Here is a 19,055-nt window from a genome sequence, read left to right on the forward strand (position 1 = left end):
GAAATACTGTTTCATTCTATATAAAAATGAAACAGTATTTCAAGCCATTACTACTCATCAGCGCAATGTATCATTTAAACTAGGCTTATATGCGTTTTATGAATAACTATCTTTTTGTCCTTATATAACTGACCAATAGCCTTTTTGTATGCGTTTTTGCTTACGTTAAAGCGATGTTGAATATCTTCAGGACTACTTTTATCCGTTAAACTTGAAATGCCGTCATGCGCCTGTAAATCATCTAAAATTTGGCTAACAAGATCTTTTCTCCCGCCTTGATCTTGACGCTGTAATTGCAGATCAATCTTACCGTCGCTGCGTATTTGCTTAATGAACCCAGTCATTGATTGACCTATCCGTACTCGTTTGAACAATTCACTTTTATACAGCAAACCAGCATATTTTTGATCGACGATAGCCTTAAATCCAAGGGGGGTTTCTGCGTAAATGAGTAAATCTACTTGTTGTGTGTAGTCCCAGTTTTCGGGTGCATCAGCCAAGTATTTCTCAATTTTGCTGCTTGCGGCTAATTGTTTTTTGTACGGATCATGAAAGAGGGTAACGATCGTTTGCATGTTTTCTTGTACTTTACTGTGTAAATGGTCTCTTGGCATGAAAAGATCAGGCTTAATCCCCCAATCTATAAATGCACCCGCTCGGATAATCGATTTAACCTTTAGGGAAACAAATTGACCCATGCTCAATTTTACGTTGTCGCATGTGCCTTGCAGCTCGCCGTCTTCGTTGTAATATACAAAAGCCTGAATTATTTGGCCTTCAGTATAGCTATCACTAACATACGGAATAAATACCTTGTCTTCTGAATCTTGTTCGTTGTCGATTGCGTATACGCCCATTGGCAGGGTTTCTAGGACTTTCAGTTGGTTATATTTACCGGGAGTTAGCATCTATTTCATCTCATGTTAGTATGCGCGCAGTATATCAATGATTGAGCAAGTAGCCACAATGAAATTAAATGCAGATTTAGGCGAGAACTATGGCAATTGGCAACAAGACGTTGACGCTGATGTCATGCCATATATTGACCAAGCGAATATTGCCTGCGGGTATCATGCTGGCGATGCCAAAACGATGCAGGCTACGCTTTCATTGGCGAAACAATATGGCGTTGATATTGGGGCACATCCATCGTACCCAGATTTGCAAGGGTTTGGGCGACGTAGTATGAGCATTCCAAGAGAAGATTTAGTACCAATTATTCACGCACAAATTGCTACATTAGAAGGGATGGCAAAATGCCAAGGTTTGCATGTTAAATATGTAAAGCCTCATGGCGCTTTGTATAACGATATGATGAAAGATACCGAAGTATTTGAAGATATTGCGGTTGCAATACATGAATACCACACGCAATACCCTCTTATGATTCAGTCGTTAGCTAACAACGATAGGCAAATTGAAATTGCTGAAAAATACAATGTGTCGTTGATGTATGAGGCCTTTGCAGATAGACGGTATACAGCCTCTGGTCGACTGCAATCACGTCAAGGCGCGGGGGCAGTCTTAAATGCGCAACAAACGCTAGCCCAAGCAAAAGCGTTAATAGACTCGGGGACAGTTACCACAAATTCTGGAGAGCAAATACACCTGAAGATAAATAGCCTATGTGTGCATGGGGACAATCCTGAAGCCCTAAGTGTTGTAAAAAAGATCCGCATGTTGTTGAGTGATTAGGGCGTTACATGTTGCACAATGACCTTGAATTGCAGGTAGTAGCAGAAGATGCTTTGTTAGTTTGTTTTGCAAATGCTAAAAGTTGTGTCGGTTTGCCTGAACAGAGCCAACATACGACATTGTCATTGAACGACAAAAATGCCATGATTTCGAGTATATTCAACCATATACTTAACGCTAAACCTACATGGTTAATCGACTTAACGCCAGCATTTGAAACACTCTTAATTACCTATAACATATTTTTGGCTGACCAGTGGCTAGTCAAAACCTATGTTCGCGAAACACTAAATGAATTGAGCAAAATAGGTATGAGTGATACCGGGCGCAGTCCAAATGCTCTCATTCGTCGTATTCCGGTGCTTTATGGTGGTGATGACCCATCGAGACCGCATGACGTAAGTGCTGTATGTGATTTGCATAACATCAGCGAATCTGCCCTCGTAACTTTGCACAATAGCTGTTCCTATAAGGTATATGCCGTTGGCTTTTTGCCTAATTTTGCCTACTTAGGAGAATTATCCGATAAATTGAATACGCCGCGTTTGTCTTCGCCCAGAACTAAGGTGCCGGCAGGTGCGGTGGCGATAGCAGATAAGCAAACGGCAATATATCCACAACAATCTCAAGGGGGATGGCATATTGTTGGCTACACCCCACTTAGTCTAGATTCATCTATTAATAAACAGTCTCATCATCAAAATTTGCATGACCAAGTTGCTAAGATCACCTTTAAAGTGGGAGATACGGTCGAATTTTTTGCAATTGATGACGATGAGTTTGTTGAAATTCAGCAACGAGAGAACACATATTGTGCTGTTAAGTAGCGTTATTCTTTATGTTTAGCATTGAGCAATGTGGTTTTCATATTCAGTTGGTAGACAGCGGACGGAAGTTTTGCCAATTTTTGGGTAACACTCAGTCTGGTCCAATGGATTGGGTCAGTTATCATTTAGCCAACGCGATTGTGAATAATTTACCAGAGGAGAATAGTGCAGCGCTTGAGTGTATAGGCGAGCTTACCCTATTTGCAGAGTCAACAACGACATGCTCGGTCACTGGGGCGTGTGACGACGTTTTCATCAATGACAGAAAACATAAAGCGACAGATTTACTTGAACTTAAGGTAGGTGATAGGTTACGCGTACCCTCTACATCTTTTGGATTACGATATTATGTCGCATTTTCTGGTGGTATAGATGCGCCTAAATATTATGGAAGTGTATGTGATGTGTTTAAAGAACAGACAGGGGGCTTAAGTGGTTTTGGAGAAGGTTTAACCGTTGGAAGCCGTTTCACGCTATTAAAACCTAGCTCAGACCGTCGTTCACATGTTCGCGAGGCCACGTTGAACTCCAGCAAATTGAACGCCAGAAAACGAGACGCGCTTATCTTACAATACTTGAATATGGCAAAACTCTTTTCATCGCCAATAAAAATCCCGTTGATATTGGCTTATCAAGATGCACGTTTTACCTTAGCGCAAAAGAGTTTGTTTTTTAGTGATACTTACCAAGTAAGTCCACAACATAGCAGAATGGGCATTCGCATGTCTGGCAGAGCCCTTCATTATGCTGAAAAATCTTTGTATTCTGAAGGCATAAGTAACGGCAGCGTACAAATTGCTGGAGACGGTCAGCCGATGATTTTATTGGCGGATAGGCAAACCATTGGTGGATACCCTAAAATTGGCAGTGTTGGTGGGTACGGATTAGCTAGACTGGGGCAAGTGAAAACTGGTGATAAGATTATTTTTTATCCAGTAAGTGCTGAAGAATGCCGCCAACAACGCTTAATCAGTATGGAACTACTTCACCAACTTTAAAAAATGCGTATTATGTGCTTAATCACATAACAACGTTTAAGCAATCGTCATGACGGATCAACTTGTATATCTGAATGGTAACTTTGTGCCAAAGACTGAAGCCACTATCTCGCCTATGGACAGAGGCTTTTTATTTGGAGACGGCATCTACGAAGTTATTCCATGTTACGAAGGAAAGCCAGTAGGTTTAGCATTGCATTTGGCGCGTATGCGTCAAGGGTTGGCTGCCTTGGACATAAACTACAGCTTAAACATCAATGAATGGTCAAGCAATATCGACGCGCTGATTGCTCCGTTTGACGGGGATGCAAGTGTATATTTGCATGTGTCTCGTGGTACTGATAACAAACGCTATCACGCTTATCCTTCAAATATACAGCCAACGGTGTTTGCGTATGCTTTTCCTATCGCACCATCTCAACCCTTAGACAAAGACGAAGCAAAGGTGTTTAAAGTAAAAACACAAGAGGATTTGCGCTGGAAGCGCTGCCATATTAAGTCGACGTCTTTGCTTGGCAATGTAATGCATTTTCAGCAAGGGCAGGATTCAGGTGTAGACGAAGTACTTTTATATAACCAGCAAAACGAATTGACCGAAGCGGCAGCATGTAATCTGTATGTTGTGAAAAATAATGTGGTAGCGACACCGCCACTAGACAATCAAATACTGCCAGGTATTACTCGACATATACTGTTGCATGCGATGCGTGACTCAGGTGTCTTAGAGGTGCAAGAGCGTGTTATTAAAAAGGACGAATTGACTGTGGCGGATGAAGTATGGATTTCGAGTTCAAGTAAAGAAGTAGCGGCTGTTGTTGAAGTAGATGGGAAGTTAATTGGTGATGGGCGACCTGGTGATGCATGGCTGGTCGCCCAGAGTATATATAACGACTACAAATTTAAAATGTGACTTAGTTTGTGATGCAAAACCTTAATCGGTATCGTTTTCGCAGTTTACTTTAGTGCATTCACCATAGAGGTACAAACTATGGTTGGTGAGTTTAATGCTATTTTCTTTGGCGATCGATTCTTGTCGCTCTTCAATAACATTGTCTTCGAATTCGATGACTTTCCCACAGGTTAAGCAAACTAGATGGTCGTGATGCGCCTTTTGGCTAATTTCAAACACCGACTTTCCACCTTCAAAGTGGTGGCGATTCAAAATGCCAGCATCATCAAATTGATTTAATACTCGATAGACCGTCGCCAAACCAATTTCTTCTTCCATGTCGATAAGTTTTTTATACACATCTTCTGCACTGATATGCTGATTTTCAGGCTCTTGAAGAATTTCTAAAATCTTTAAACGAGGTAGCGTAACTTTTAGGCCGGCTTTTTTTAATTCTTTGTTTTGGTCCATGAGTGTCCTAAGGTTTTTGGTCTGTTGTCTATTATAAGTAAGATTTAAAGATTTAGCATCATTTGCCGTCAATATAACTTAGAACAATTAGGGCTTGTGATTCATTTCTGCTGCTTTATCACTTCCTTCATGTAGAATAACTACACGACAGTCGTTCTGCATTGCATAAATGAATCACAAACCGCTGCAAAATTGTACAACAAAGATCAACAAGCCCTAATATTTTTTTAAATTAATTCGAGAAAAACCTACAGTTGACTGTCGTTAAAAAAATGGTGGTGGGCTTCGTAATTTTAGCGCTGTCATTCTTGTTGGGTGTAGATACTACTCACCAAGTAAGTGACTAAAATACTATTCAATCAAATTAAATAAGGCCGAGAATGATCGCGGCCTTATTGTTAATTACGCATTCACTTAGTGCGAAAGGTGTGAGCTTATTCTTGCCAAGAAGACAGGCCAATAATTTCACCATTGGGTCCAGTGAAAAAGGTGTATAAATCGTTCACATAATTATCGTTTTCTAATACGTAACCTTCTTCTTTAAGTCTATCGCCGATTGGCCCGATGTCATTCACTCTTAGCATGAAGTGATTATGGTTTGTATTTCCAACGGGGCCTAAAGAACCCATGTGTTGTGGCGGTGTGACCGTCAGCGTCATCATGTAGTCACCCGCTTTTACTTTTAGTACCAGCATGCCTGCTAGTCCACCGCCTAATACTTCGGCATCCACTAGTTCAAAGCCAAGAATTTCTCTGTATAGCTTCATGGTTTTTTCTAGTTCTAGTACGTGTACATTGTTGTAACGTAAACCAATGACTTTCGCTTTCGTTTTACTGCCTTCAGCCTTTGTTTCAGCCATAACGCTTGAACTAAATGCCGATCCCGCTATCAGCGTTACTGCCAAAAGGCAATATCGTAAAAATACTGTCGAGCGAGAATGGTTATTTTTGTTGCGACTATTAAGTGTAATCATAAATATTGTAAATCTCATAAAATAGCGGTTGAGAAAAAGTGTGAGTGTTTTTCCATAAAATGAATCAATACGGACAAATAAACCGTGTTATACGTTTAACTTATTTAAAACGTTCGCTAAGGAGACAACATTTTGTTAACACAAGTCAATAGCTACCTTTTTAAAGATTTTAAATTTCACTGAAAGCCTTGTTATCATTGATGATATCGCTAACATTTATTTTGAGTTTTTAAAACAATGTAAAATGAGTGAGCATGCGTTGAAAATACTGTAACTATATAATTTGCATCACTATTTTTGTAAATTTTTATTTTCTGTAACGGGAGAGCATTCACCTTGTTTGCTCAAAAGTATTCGAGCAAGTTTCAAGGATTGTTCTTGTATATTAATTAATTATATTACTGCAGTTTTAGGGTATAAGCTTGAGGTGTGTGGCAATGATGAATAGTGTAGGTTGAAGTACAACACGATCCGTTTTTAGCGCTGCTAGAAGCTATTATTTCTCAAGCGTTTGGGCTAATTAATACTATATTCAGTTCTATTACGACCTTTGTTCTTTGCCTCATATAACGCAGTGTCGGCCCTTTTCATAATCTGTTCAAACATATTTTTCTTTTTGATATCTCGCGAAGTAAGGTGAGAAACGCCAATACTAATGGTGATATTTGTCTGATAAACAGTTATGTTTTGCATGTTTTTGTGAAGGCGATCGCAAAACTGTACTGTGTTATTCGCATTTGAGTCGTATAAGACAATTAAAAACTCTTCACCTCCCCATCGACAAACAACGTCAGTATCTCTGCAAGATTGACCAAGCACATCAGACACTTGTTTCAATGCGTCGTCTCCCTGAGCATGGCCAAATTTGTCATTTAGTGCCTTAAAGTGATCTATATCAATTAAAATAAATGCCAGAGGAATGAATTTCCGTCGGCTTTTTGAAAGCATATCGTTTATGTCTTCATTTGCCGCTCGTCGGTTAAGTAACTGGGTTAAGGGATCTAAACGGGTTAACACTATTAACTCTTCGGTTTTTTGTTCTAACCGATCTCTCGAATCAATAAGCTCTTGGTATAATTTATCTCTCTCTGTCGCAGAAAAAATTGACCAATGTAAGCAGCCATCTTTTAAAATAATGTTGGCGACTGCAGGCAGCTTTTCATTGAGTCCTTTAATCAAGGTAATTTGTACTTCTATACACTCTCCACTATCTAAAATCAGTGGGCGAATATAGCTTTCAAACAAAATAAGTGTCGCTTTCGATAAAAAATCACTAATAGACTTGTCGAGTACTTCGTTATGTTTCGTGCATAACATTGTTTCAACATATTGATTGCAAGATTTTATCCGATTACTTTCTAAATCTGTTACGAGCAGCAAGCAAGGAAAAGCGTCTAAATTAATGAGTGATCGTTGTTCTCTCAGCAACAAAACGTCCTTATTTTGTCCGCGACAATACTAGGCCTAGTCATATGTAAGCAATGACCATATGCTTGTATTATTTCCATCGTTGATTGCCTGATCTTGTTCTGCATATAATGCCCTATATCGACAGATGCTAAGGAGTCATTACTGCTCTGCAAAATTAGTGTTGGATGTTCAAGTTTGTCCAGAGCACTTCGATGATCTGAAAAGAATGTTGCTTTAGCAAAAGGTTTTGCGAATTTAGGGTCAGTTGAGCAGAAGCTAGATGTCAGTTCCCTGGTCAACTCGGGAGAATTATTGTCGCCCATGACCAAGGGCGCTAAATAATTGGCCCAGCCGATGTAGTTTTTATCCATCAGATTGATGAGCTCTTCTAAATCCTCTCTTTCAAAACCACCAAAGTAGTCTTGAGGAAGGTTTAAGAAGCAGGGGGATGGGCAGATCATGACTAATTTAGAAAACCGCTCTGGTATTTTGTAGGATGCCAGCATGCCAATAACACTGCTTACTGAGTGTCCAACAAAGATAGCATCGACGACATTTAAAGCGCTAAGTATTTCTTCAACGTCCTCTGCATAGCCCGCTAAGTTTTGGTAGCGCTGTTTTTTGTAGGCGGATAAGTCTGACTTCCCGCAACCCACGTAATCAAACAAAACTATACGAAAATCAGCATCCAGTAAAGGCGTTAAAAATCGCCACATGTTTTGGTCACAACCAAAGCCATGCGCTAATATCAAGGTAGTGCTCCCGTTACCAATGACTTTAACATTATTTCGGTGCAGTATTTCTTGAGACGCGCTCATAAGCATATAAATTAGCAAATTTTATGGTTGTGATTAGGTTTGGAGTGTCCTAGGATAACTCGAGTGTACCCATAATGTTTCACCTAAAGAAAGCAATTCACATTGCGCAATAATGACTTTCTTCCATGTCTTACCATTGTCGTCAGAACCATAATGGTTACCTGCAGACACGTCAACTCTAACGCGTTTAGTCATATTGTCGTATGTCGTTCTGGTTGTTAGTTCGTTTTCCAGCGCTTGAAGTGCTTGTTGGCCTTCAGTAGCATTTAAAACTGCTCTTGTCGCCAAAATGGCTGTCTGCTTATCTTTGTATATTGATTTTCCCGCTTCATGGGTGCCGTTAACATGTCGAAAAACGTGGCCCACGTCTTTTGCTCCCGGATATTGAAGGTCTTGGGGTAATGACTTGTCTCGGTGCTTGGGCTTTATGTTTTTCTGAGAAAAGTGTTGATTAGAAATATCGTTTCTTACCATTCTCATTTGATTAATGTTGGCATTGTCGGCTCTGTCTATCGCTGCTTGTGTTTCAGCGATGGTGTAAGTCTTCTTGAGTGGCATTGAGGGTCCCTTACATGAACTATCAAAGATCAACTGCTACTAATAATGCGCTAGATTTTGTATTTCGTCTAGGTTTTGCTCAAATCTATTATGCTAGTATTGTATGGAAGTGATTTATTTAAGCCATTTATTCAGAAAGCCTAAGTGAACTTACTAGTGACAAGAGATAGAGCCAATTAAGGGGTAAAGAACTGTTAAAGAGGGGTAGAGCGTCACGTAACCGATAAGTTTGGCTACGTAACGATAGATATATACAAGTGAAAAGGGAAAGGCGCTTACATTATTCTAATTCAGAAAGGCACATTTCTTCTTTAATTTGTGCGCACCATGCCTTTACTCTGTCGTCAGTGAGTTCAGGTTGTCGATCTTCATCAATCCCCAGGCCGACAAAGTGATCGTCGTCAGCTAAGCCTTTAGATGCTTCAAAATCATAGCTTTCGGTAGGCCATTGGCCGATGAGTATTGCGCCTTTGGGTTCTACGATATCACGCACCATGCCCATGGCATCTAAAAAGTATTCTGCGTAATCTTCTTGGTCGCCACATCCGAAAATGGCGACTAGTTTATCTTCAAAGTCGATTTCTTCTAGATCGGGAAAAAAGTCATCCCAATCACATTGTGCTTCGCCATAATACCAAGTTGGAATGCCAAACATTAGCAAGTCGAATTCAGCGATTTGCTCCTTTGTACTTTTTGCAATGTCATGCACCTCAATTAGGTTTTTACCTAATTCTTTCTGAATCATTTTAGCGACGTGCTCAGTATTACCTGTATCACTACCAAAAAATAATCCAACACTTGCCATTTGATTTACTCCAATTTATGTTTAAACGCCGCTAGACATCCAGAATATTTGAATAAGGCCTTTGGCGACAAAACCCAGAGCACCAAGCCCGAGTACGCCATAAGCGACATAACGCCCAATCATCGGGACGTTATTTTTTTTCATCACATCGTGAACGGCGAAGAACATTAACGCAAATAAAGCCACTAGCGCAAAATTTAATGCTACAGATTCTATTTGTTGAAACGTCTCCGGCGACATTCATTTAACCTCTAAAAATAATTGCGCGAATACTATCATAGTTTGTTGTTGATAATTAAGCCTTCGCCAAGCATTCGAGCATATAGACAGAATAATTAGTTTACACGTAAAAAGTTTGTAATAACCGAGTTAACTATTTGTGGTTTTTGAGCGTGTAACCAATGTCCTGCCTGCACAATTTTCGCTTTTGCGTTGGGAAACATGGGGCTAATCACTGACTGATGCTCAGCCAACAAGTAGTCAGAGTCAGCTCCCTTTATAAACAGAGTGTTGCCTGAATATAGTTCACCTGAATACTGCCAATCACTGAGCAAAGCGTAGTTTTTTTGGATACCTGCCAAGTTAAATCGCCAAGACCATTGCTTGTCTGTATTTTGATATAAACTTTTAAGTAAAAACGCTTGAGTACCGGCATCAAGTACGTGTTCGGCTAATGCCACTTGTGCATCTTTTCTGGAGGAAATACTTGTCAAATCAATATTGTTTAAACCTGCAAACACCTCGTGATGACGAGGGGAATATGCGACAGGAGCGATATCTAGTACGACAAGTGCATTTACTATATGAGGGATTTTGTGGGCGACGGCCATTGCTACCTTGCCACCAAGTGAGTGGCCGAGCAAAATGACGTTTGCCAAGCCATGCAGTTTTAGACATGCAATAACACTGTTGGCATAAATCTCGAAAGAAAAGGTTTTAGTATGAGGCGATAAACCATGGTCTGGTAAATCGATACTGAGTATTTGATAGTCGTTTTCAAAATGTCTGCGAATCATAGACAAGTTGTCGAGATTACCAAATAAACCGTGAATCAACACGATAGTTTGCTTGTTTGAGCTGTTCTCAACGTCATGTTGAACACCGTGTATTACGCTGTTTAATGCTAGTGTTTGCAATCATTTTCCTAAGGTCGTATTTATCTTAGGCATTATAAAACATTTTTGATAGAAAAATCAGATTTGGCAGACATTAACATTTCGACACAAATTTTCAGGTATTTCTTACGGTTATTTAGCGGAAAGACATAGTTTTGTTAGGGGGTTTCGACGTATACTTTTGACCAATAAAAACACAATAATAAGAGTCATCAATGAGAAAAGTAGGCATTCCAGTATTAATTCTCGTTGCCGCGGTGGTTGTCGCAGCAGTGCTAATCAGTATGAAACCGAAGCCAGAGAAAAATGAAGTTGAAACGCCTGAGTTTCTTGTTGAATCAACGCCGATTACGTTTGAAAATGTTGAGTTTCTTGTTTATGCACAAGGCTCGGTTCAACCCAAAAATCGCACGCTTTTAAGTACACAGGTGAGTGGCAGAATAGTTGGTATCGCTTCAAATTTTGTAGAGGGTGGATTTTTTCGTAAAGGCGATGTTTTAGTCACATTAGAAAGTGATGATTACGAGACAGATCTTCTTTTACAAGAAGCTGAGTTAGCAAGAGCTCAGGCCGCATTAGATGAAGAAATAGCCAGAGGCGAAGTGGCTCGAAAAGAATGGAAATCGGTGAATTCTGGCACACCACCAGAGCTCGGTTTACGTAAACCTCAGTTGGCAAGAGAACAAGCAAACGTAAAGGCCGCAAAGGCAAATTTGCAACGCGCAAAACGAAATCTGGGACGTACCAAAATACGCGCCCCTTACGACGGACTGGTAAAGTCTCGCAATATAGATTTAGGCCAATTTTTACCTTTAGGCGGGCAGGTGGGTGAAATTTTTTCTACTGACGTGGCTGAAGTGCGTCTTCCTTTGACTGATAACGATGTCGCCTTTGTTGGTGATATTCGCGCTGAGCAGCCGACGGTTAGTCTTCGCGCGAGTGTTGCTGGTAAACAAACATACTGGCAAGGGCGTTTAGTTAGGGATGAAGCGGTACTCGATGAGAATCGGCGGGTCATTTATGGCGTAGTAGAAGTCAATGACCCTTATAACCTGCAAGGTAATCAACATGATACTCCGCTTAAGTTTGGTCGCTTTGTGAGTGCTGTTATTTCTGGTATTGATGCAGATGATATTGTCAAACTTCCGCGTTACGTGCTGCGTTTGGATGGTACAGTGTTAAGTGTTGATGAAGAAAGTAAGTTACGCATTAATGACGTCGAAGTGGTGCGTACAGATGAAGAATACGTGTACATTAGTGAAGGTTTAAAAGCCAAACATGAAGTGATACTAAGTGCGGTGTCATCGCCCTACGACGGCATGTCTGTTAGACAAGTTGAAGAGCCAAACCAAACTCCTCCTGGGCAAGAAAATGAAGACGAGGGTAGTTTATGAATGATCCTAGTATAGATACTAAATCTGGCATTATATCTTGGTTTGCGCGCAATAGTGTGGCCGCAAACTTACTGATGATTATCATCATCATTGGTGGTTTGTTTGGCGTATTGCAAGTACAAAAACAAGTATTTCCGCAACTTGTATTCAATGCGATATCAATTCAAGTCCCCTATTTAGGTGCTGCGCCACAAGAGGTTGAAGAGGGCGTTGTCCTCAAGGTTGAAGAAGCAATTAAGGATCTTGAAGGTATTAAAAAAATGACCTCGGTGGCTAGAGAAGGTTTGGCGTCTGTATCAATTGAGGTGGAAGATGGGTATGACACGCAAACGCTATTAGACGAAATTAAAGTGCAGGTCGACGCAATTCCTTCTTTTCCTGAAAATACAGAAAAGCCTGTTGTATATAGGGCAAAAGCACAACAGAGCGTACTGTGGTTGTCAGTTTACGGAAGTGTAAGTGAGCGTGAATTAAAAGAAACAGCACAGTCATTACGCGATGATATTGCAAACTTGTCAGGTATTTCGAATGTGAATGTTGTAGGCGATAGGGACTATGAAGTGTCTATCGAAATAGCTGAGCAAGAGTTACAGGCGTATGACTTAACCTTTGACGACCTAGTGAGAGCTGTTAGGCAAAGCTCGGTAGACATACCGGGAGGCTCAATTAAAACTGAAAATGGCGATATATTACTGCGGGCAAAAGGGCAAGCTTACACCGCGTATGAGTTTGCCAGTATCCCGTTAATTAGTCGCCCAGATGGCACGCGCTTATTGGTTGGCGATATTGCAAAGATTTATGACGGTTTTGTTGAAGACAATCAGTTTGCGTCGTTTAATGGCAAACAAGCTATCAGCATACAAGTGCAAGCGGTAGGCGACCAAAACGCGTTAGAAATTTCTAAGTCTGTCAATGCTTATCTCGAAAAGAAAAAATCTGAGTTACCACCTAATATTCAAGCAGATTCGTGGGGCGATTCATCGTTTTACTTGGCGGATAGATTAAATATGATGTTATCAAATATGGTACTTGGTGCCTTACTTGTATTTATCATCCTCACGATATTTTTAAATCTTAAACTCGCTTTTTGGGTGATGGTGGGTTTACCTGTGTGCTTTTTAGGTACATTAATGTTGATGCCACTTGATAATGTTGATGTCTCGATTAATTTGTTGAGCCTGTTCGGGTTTATTCTGGTACTCGGGATAGTGGTGGACGACGCCATTATTATGGGTGAATCTGCGTATGCGGAAATTGACGAAAATGGACACAGTGTTGACAACGTGATCAAAGGTGTGAAAAAAGTGGCAATGCCAGCAACATTTGGCGTCTTAACGACAATTGCTGCATTTTCGCCGATGTTAATGGTTTCAGGTACCTTTGGTGTGATTTGGAAAACGATTGCGATTGTGGTGGTATTTTGCTTGATGTTCTCGCTCGTCGAATCAAAATTAATTTTGCCTGCGCACTTAGCAAACATGAAAGTACCTAAAAAAGGAGAGCGAAAAAAGACAAAACTCCAAGTGTTGCGTGACAGGTTTAATGCAAAGCTTCAGAACTTTATTCACCAAAAATATAAGCCGTTTTTAGCGCGAGCCGTGCAAAATCGATACACCACCTTATCTGTTTTTATTGCCATGATTATCTTAACTATTGGACTATTTAGTGGTGGTATTGTTCGGTTTGTGTTTTTCCCGACAATCCCCAGTGACTTTATGAATGCCCAAGTGGAAATGGAAGCCGGCAGTTCGTTGCAGCAGCGAGATAAGGTGTTAAATGCCTTACTCATTGCAGCAGATCAAATGAACGATGAAACGGCTGAATCTTCAGGTGAAGGGGTTATTAAACATATATTAGCGTTTGACAATGGACCGCTTGCTGGACAAATACTCATTGAGTTGACCAAAGGCGAAACGCGAGAATTGGCAGATACTGACATTCAAGAAATTTGGCGAAAATATATCCCTGAAATGGCCGGTGTTAGATCATTGACGATTGGCAATGCCGGTGGAGGCCCCGGTGGAAACGACCTTGCCTTGGAGTTTAGCTCAAAAGATGTGGATGCACTGCGTGCCGTTAGCCGAGAGTTAAAGGCATATTTAGAAGGTTATGACGGCGTATCAGAAGTTAATGATAGTTTTAGTGGCGGGAGTGACGAAATCCAATTGGCGTTAAAGCCGCAAGCAGAAGCCTTAGGTATTTCGCTCTCACAATTGGCGCAGCAGGTACGCTTTGGATTTTTTGGCGCTGAAGCGCAACGCATTCAACGAGATGATGAAGAAATAAAAGTCATGGTGCGTTATCCAAAAGAAGAACGTAATTCGGTTGGTCATTTAGAGAACATGCGGATAAGGGCGCCAAATGGCGATGATGTCCCGTTTAGTCAAGTAGCTGATATCACCTTAGCTGAAGGATATTCTGCGATTCGTCGAATTGATGGTGAACGTGCTATTACGATCACCGCTAAGCTGAATACTGATATTGTTGAACCTGGTGAAATCATCGGTGAAGTAATGACGAAAGTGGCCCCAGAATTATTGGCCCAATACCCGCAAGTAGATTTTAAGTTGCAAGGTGCTTCAAAAGAACAGCAAGAAGGTTTAGTGTCGTTGCTTCAAGGGTTTATATTTGCCATGCTGGCGATATATGCGCTGATGGCTATCCCACTGAAATCCTATAGCCAACCTATAATCATTATGTCTGTCATTCCTTTTGGTGTCGTTGGCGCCATTATTGGTCATTTAATCTTTGGAAAAGATGTAAGTGTTTTGTCATTGATGGGGATTATTGCTCTATCAGGCGTTGTCGTGAATGACTCATTGATTATGGTTGACTTTGTAAATCGCGCGAGAGCAGAAGGTAAAGCATTACTCGATGCTGTTACTAGTGCCGGTACTCAGCGTTTTAGGGCGATTATTTTGACCTCACTTACTACATTCTTTGGCTTGGTGCCAATTGTATTAGAGAGAAGCCTACAAGCGCAGATTGTGATTCCAATGGCAATTTCATTGGCCTTTGGCATATTGTTTGCGACGGTGATTACCTTACTACTCGTACCTTCGTTGTACATGATTTTAGACGATGTTAAGCGTTTGTTTAAAGGTAAAAAGAGAGAAAATGATGAAATGCGTCCCCGCGATACGCTCAACGATACAACAGATGGCACTGAGACCGTAAGCGACTGATTGCTGCTGCTGTCGAATATTAACTTACTTTGCGCTGTAGACGGCGTAAAGTAAGTTTTCCCATCGCAATCGCATTGCCCACTAATACGAGCAGGACGCCTATTAATGAAGACACTGTCCAGATATAGTTTTCGAAGATCGTCGATATGATAAGCGCCACAATAGGGTAAATAAGGACAACATAAGCGGCTTTGTCTGAGCCTATTTGTTGTACCAAACGCATATATGCACCAAATGCGATAACCGACCCAAAAATCGCTAAATACAACAGTGAATAATAGTAACTTGCCTTATTGGGCACTACGAGTGGCACGTTCGATAGCATGACAATACCTAAGGTCACAACGACACCGTAAAGCATAGCCCAGAAGTTCATTTGCAATACCGACACTTGGGTATCCAATATTTTTTCAGATAAAACGTTACCAATGGCCGCTGAAAAAAACGAGCCTAAGGCAAATAATAGCCCCGCAGCTAATCCTTGTGTTGCTGACATACCTTGTAATTCGGGTACAAAAATTAAACATATTCCGATAAGCCCAACGGTCGCACCAGCAACAACTTCAATGCGTATTGGCTTTTTTAAAACAAAGCGTCTTAAGACAACATTAAAATAGATAACCGCACTACTTAGCACAGCGAGTAGTGCACTGACAATATGCTGTTGAGCCGCATATAATAACGAATAGTCCAAGCAATATAAGAATACACCTGCCATTGCCATTAGTTTATGTTGATGTAGTGTCAGCTTAAATGATCGTTGTTGGATTACACACCAAATACCAATCAACAAAGTGGCAATAGCGAAACGAATACCGACTGAAAGCATTAAGGTTGTTTCGTTTACCTGAAATGTAATGGCGATCCAAGTGGACCCCCATACCAGTACACAAATAGAAAATAGGAGCGCATTCGCGTTTATTAGCGATTTTTGTTGATTTTTCGACGACGATAACAATCTGTTTAACTATCTTTTAGCAATGTTTAAGAACTTGATAGTAAGAATATTACAAAGAGAAAGCCAGTCTTAATATAGGGATTACATTGTTTTGTGCAGATGTATTTCATTTACAAGGTCGATCAACTGGAGAATTTTAATATTAGACAGCTGACGGTAATCAAAATATGGACATATGATTAAGCGCATCTGGTCATTTATTGCAAATTCATGATTTACCCATGTCACGCTTGTGGGCAGTGATAAACTTTTGCCATACGTTTTACCCATTACGATATGTATATCACCATTGGTACGCCTATCAATATTGGTATGTGCGTCGCTATTAGCAACAATTGCTGGCGGTGAATAAAGAAGGGCTGTGTCGCTGTTTGCTTGAAGGAGGGCGTTGTCCCGATAGTCTTGCCAGCTCGAAAAGCGTTGCGTGTTTAACTGTGGCAACGACAGTGCGTATATAAATTTGGCGTAAACGTTAAATACTTTACGCCAACCATTGCCACACGCTTGTCCACATTGGTAAATTTCATTTTTTGTTAACGGATAAATGCCACCTGATTGGTGCTTAAACATAAAATTGGGGGTATTAGCGATGTATATCTTAATGTAAGCATCTTCATCACCAATACCTACCAATTTGCATTTAGCGGTCATGCTGCTGAATAGTTTCCATGAAATCCAAGGGGCAAGTGATAAGGCAGCCAAGCACGTGTGATAGGTCCATCTGATAGCTTCGCAACATTAAAAATGTTAAGGCATGTACGTTTACTCGGCACATGTAAGGCGGTACCAATAAGGTAGCCATTATTTTCATTGTTGTCTTGTGCTATTGGAATGTGTTCTTCCACTATATACTCTTTGCCATAATCGTAACTCTCAACCGTATCATTGTGCCAATCAACGCGGTAAATGCTGTCGCTCCATAAGCCGTCATGCGTGTTACCTACATGGTAGAGATAGCGGTTTTTTAGACCCGTCAAATAGTTACTTACACGAGGAAATTCACTGTTTTCTTTTAGTCTCTGATAGTCAACACTGCCGTTTGCTTTAAGGTGGTAAAGGCAGGTATTGCTCGTTGCTGGTTTTGCGATGTGTTTTCCCTGCATTATGTGACTCATTTCATGTAAGATTTTGACATCGGAATATAAACTTGCGTCGAAGTATATACTGCCATCAGCCTCCTCCCAAGCATTTCCGAAATGAAACGCAAAACCTGGTGGCAATTCGTATTGTCGCGCCAATTTAAGTGTGTTTTTATCTAGTACCATTACCTTCATTGGCTGATGTTTATTAAAACGAATACTCGTAAACATACCATGCGCAGATGCATCCTTTGTAATTGACGGTAAAATCAATAAGATGTGTTTATGTGTAATGAGAAAATCATGCAGCATGCCAGCACGAAAATCGGTGTTGATTAAGCCCACATTTTTTGTTTTGCCTTGAGCAGATAAGTGATACAAGACGATGGTACCGGCAGCATTGTAACCAAAGTTCCAAATATCACCATTTGCTTCAATTTTGGGGTGTGCCGAAAAGGGCAGCCTTTTTAACTTATCTCCGTATTGGCTGTTTTCGCCCAAGTTAGCAAAATTTTTAAAGCTCAATGAGGCTTTGTCAATAACGCTAGCCGACCCTCCTTCCCATAGTGCCCATAAATCATCGCCAACCGGTATGATATTCGTATTTGCGGTATTGATCGTGTCTGCATGAGCAACCGCAGAAGATACTGTTAATTTTGTGTCTGGGCCATCAAACATGAATCGTTTCGCACTTTCTTCGTGTGCGTATTTTGGGGTGTTAACAAACTTCCCAATATGTTTGATTTTTCCTTCGCCAATGGCAAACCGCTGTAACATACCATCGCCTTCAAATAGATGCTGATAGCGTTGTTCACCGCGCTCATGCTTGGCTGGGCCGTTACGATAAAAGTAGCCATGGATATCCTTGGGTAATTTCCCGTCTATCTTTAGGCTCTGTTCTGTATAATTTTGCTGAACGTCGGCTAAACCGATTAACGCATCGTCTTTTTGTATGGCTTGGTTAAACAAGTGTTTTACATTGATAGTATTAGATACTGCCGTTTGTCCGAATACATTCGCATGCGGAAGTGACAAACCGGCTCCTACGGCGGCCATCGCTTTCAATAAATATCGTCTTTGCATGAGTTGCTACCTTAATATTCTCGAAATAGGTGCTAATAGTTCACTGTTGAGCGATTGACTATTTTTGTATTTTCGTCACTAACAGAAAATTTAATATCGCTATAATTTGGTGGCCCAAAGTTAGCTTTCGCGTTATTCGAAAAACCATAACCTTCAGTGGGTATACCTAAAAAATTAGTATCAAATTGACCATCATTGTCTTCGTCATGAAAGTAACGCACTGCATACTCACCTGCGCTTAAGCTGTTAAAGTTCACTGAGACTTGTCCTTCTTTTGCATCAACGATACTCGCTGCGGCAGCAACACCATTCTTGAAATTGTCTTCACCTTTAAATAGTTGAATATAAATTTTCCCTTCATTACTGCTAATGCCAGCAATTTCCACTTGTAAGTCTTGCGCCTGACTTGCAGTAGAAGCGAACACTGCAATGGTTAAGAATGCGGCGGATAACGGTTGTTGAGCTACTTTATTGTCAAAGATGGTGTTAAATGCGCGAGTTAGTTGTATTTTCATTTTTTTGTTTCCTTAGAGGTTTGACTTAAAAGTAACGCCACTAATTGCATGGCGGTACTCGTTTTACGCTGCTAAAGGTAAATTGGAAATTATGTATTTCGAAGCAAACTTTCGTGAATTATGTCAATTTATTCGTGAGTGGTAGACGGCTTGATTGATGTGTATTTCGCGAATCGTGAATTTGTAGTCTTGGAAAGGTAGATGGTAAGGGAGCAAATTATTGGAAGGGCATATAGCAATGCGCTATCTGCCCAAGATAAAAATGTATGCCCAAGATGAAA

General features: G+C 40.6%; 19 protein-coding genes. 6 read left to right on the forward strand and 13 right to left on the reverse strand.

The features are described from left to right. Positions 1 to 74 precede the first annotated feature (74 nt). Positions 75 to 908 carry a CvfB family protein gene (locus QQK00_RS03880; protein WP_284216164.1) on the reverse strand — a complete coding sequence of 278 codons (834 nt, stop codon included), beginning with the start codon at positions 906 to 908 and terminating at the stop codon, positions 75 to 77. 58 nt (positions 909 to 966) lie between these two features. Here QQK00_RS03880 and QQK00_RS03885 point away from each other — a divergent pair, with 58 nt between their 5' ends. Genes QQK00_RS03885 through QQK00_RS03900 form a run of 4 tightly spaced genes read left to right on the forward strand, consistent with a single transcriptional unit; the run spans position 967 to position 4,430 of the window. Next, a complete protein-coding gene (locus QQK00_RS03885; protein ID WP_284217557.1) occupies positions 967 to 1,695 on the forward strand; it encodes a 5-oxoprolinase subunit PxpA in 729 nt (242 codons plus the stop codon). A gap of 8 nt (positions 1,696 to 1,703) precedes the next feature. Further along, positions 1,704 to 2,522, forward strand: coding sequence for a 5-oxoprolinase subunit B family protein (locus tag QQK00_RS03890; protein WP_284216166.1), 819 nt, complete (start codon positions 1,704 to 1,706; stop codon positions 2,520 to 2,522). Positions 2,523 to 2,533: 11 nt separating this feature from the next. Then, positions 2,534 to 3,520 carry a 5-oxoprolinase subunit C family protein gene (locus tag QQK00_RS03895; RefSeq protein ID WP_284216167.1) on the forward strand — a complete coding sequence of 329 codons (987 nt, stop codon included), beginning with the start codon at positions 2,534 to 2,536 and terminating at the stop codon, positions 3,518 to 3,520. A 49-nt stretch (positions 3,521 to 3,569) separates the two neighbouring features. Next, the gene (locus QQK00_RS03900; protein ID WP_284216168.1) at positions 3,570 to 4,430 is read left to right on the forward strand and encodes an aminotransferase class IV; all 861 of its coding nucleotides are present in this window, start codon (positions 3,570 to 3,572) and stop codon (positions 4,428 to 4,430) included. A 21-nt stretch (positions 4,431 to 4,451) separates the two neighbouring features. Here QQK00_RS03900 and fur read toward each other — a convergent pair whose 3' ends face one another. From fur to QQK00_RS03940, 8 genes are all read right to left on the reverse strand, one after another. After that, a complete protein-coding gene (gene fur / locus QQK00_RS03905) occupies positions 4,452 to 4,880 on the reverse strand; it encodes a ferric iron uptake transcriptional regulator (RefSeq protein ID WP_284216169.1) in 429 nt (142 codons plus the stop codon). Positions 4,881 to 5,314: 434 nt separating this feature from the next. Then, positions 5,315 to 5,854, reverse strand: coding sequence for a VOC family protein (locus tag QQK00_RS03910; RefSeq protein ID WP_284216170.1), 540 nt, complete (start codon positions 5,852 to 5,854; stop codon positions 5,315 to 5,317). 516 nt (positions 5,855 to 6,370) lie between these two features. Then, a complete protein-coding gene (locus QQK00_RS03915; RefSeq protein ID WP_284216171.1) occupies positions 6,371 to 7,282 on the reverse strand; it encodes a GGDEF domain-containing protein in 912 nt (303 codons plus the stop codon). Further along, positions 7,276 to 8,082, reverse strand: coding sequence for an alpha/beta fold hydrolase (locus QQK00_RS03920; RefSeq protein WP_284216172.1), 807 nt, complete (start codon positions 8,080 to 8,082; stop codon positions 7,276 to 7,278). Before QQK00_RS03920 ends, QQK00_RS03915 begins: the two co-directional genes overlap by 7 nt. 33 nt (positions 8,083 to 8,115) lie before the next feature. Beyond that, complete coding sequence (locus tag QQK00_RS03925; protein ID WP_284216173.1) at positions 8,116 to 8,640, reverse strand: hypothetical protein; 525 nt, start codon at positions 8,638 to 8,640, stop codon at positions 8,116 to 8,118. A 280-nt stretch (positions 8,641 to 8,920) separates the two neighbouring features. Further along, positions 8,921 to 9,445, reverse strand: a complete 525-nt coding sequence (gene fldA, locus QQK00_RS03930; protein WP_284216174.1) for a flavodoxin FldA — start codon at positions 9,443 to 9,445, stop codon at positions 8,921 to 8,923. A gap of 21 nt (positions 9,446 to 9,466) precedes the next feature. Beyond that, entirely contained in the window at positions 9,467 to 9,685 is a 219-nt protein-coding gene (locus QQK00_RS03935) for a DUF2788 domain-containing protein (protein WP_284216175.1), read from the reverse strand. 95 nt (positions 9,686 to 9,780) lie between these two features. Further along, complete coding sequence (locus tag QQK00_RS03940; protein ID WP_284216176.1) at positions 9,781 to 10,581, reverse strand: alpha/beta fold hydrolase; 801 nt, start codon at positions 10,579 to 10,581, stop codon at positions 9,781 to 9,783. A 194-nt stretch (positions 10,582 to 10,775) separates the two neighbouring features. Between QQK00_RS03940 and QQK00_RS03945 the strand changes: the two genes are divergently transcribed. Continuing rightward, positions 10,776 to 11,954: an efflux RND transporter periplasmic adaptor subunit gene (locus QQK00_RS03945; RefSeq protein ID WP_284216177.1), complete on the forward strand. Its 1,179-nt coding sequence runs from the start codon at positions 10,776 to 10,778 to the stop codon at positions 11,952 to 11,954. After that, on the forward strand, positions 11,951 to 15,139 hold the full coding sequence (locus tag QQK00_RS03950; protein ID WP_284216178.1) for an efflux RND transporter permease subunit: 3,189 nt from the start codon (positions 11,951 to 11,953) through the stop codon (positions 15,137 to 15,139). The genes QQK00_RS03945 and QQK00_RS03950 overlap by 4 nt, the downstream gene beginning before the upstream one ends. A 19-nt stretch (positions 15,140 to 15,158) precedes the next feature. On the opposite strand, the gene QQK00_RS03955 is transcribed toward QQK00_RS03950, so the two are convergent. From QQK00_RS03955 to QQK00_RS03970, 4 genes are all read right to left on the reverse strand, one after another. After that, the gene (locus QQK00_RS03955; RefSeq protein WP_284217558.1) at positions 15,159 to 16,061 is read right to left on the reverse strand and encodes a DMT family transporter; all 903 of its coding nucleotides are present in this window, start codon (positions 16,059 to 16,061) and stop codon (positions 15,159 to 15,161) included. Between the two features lie 117 nt (positions 16,062 to 16,178). Further along, positions 16,179 to 16,748, reverse strand: a complete 570-nt coding sequence (locus QQK00_RS03960) for a DUF6942 family protein (RefSeq protein ID WP_284216179.1) — start codon at positions 16,746 to 16,748, stop codon at positions 16,179 to 16,181. Continuing rightward, the gene (locus QQK00_RS03965) at positions 16,745 to 18,259 is read right to left on the reverse strand and encodes a carotenoid oxygenase family protein (RefSeq protein WP_284216180.1); all 1,515 of its coding nucleotides are present in this window, start codon (positions 18,257 to 18,259) and stop codon (positions 16,745 to 16,747) included. Before QQK00_RS03965 ends, QQK00_RS03960 begins: the two co-directional genes overlap by 4 nt. A gap of 32 nt (positions 18,260 to 18,291) precedes the next feature. Further along, positions 18,292 to 18,774, reverse strand: a complete 483-nt coding sequence (locus tag QQK00_RS03970) for a DUF2141 domain-containing protein (protein WP_284216181.1) — start codon at positions 18,772 to 18,774, stop codon at positions 18,292 to 18,294. Between the last annotated feature and the right edge of the window lie 281 nt (positions 18,775 to 19,055).

This window comes from Agaribacter marinus, from assembly GCF_030160655.1.
GTDB classification, from domain to species: domain Bacteria; phylum Pseudomonadota; class Gammaproteobacteria; order Enterobacterales; family Alteromonadaceae; genus Glaciecola; species Glaciecola marina.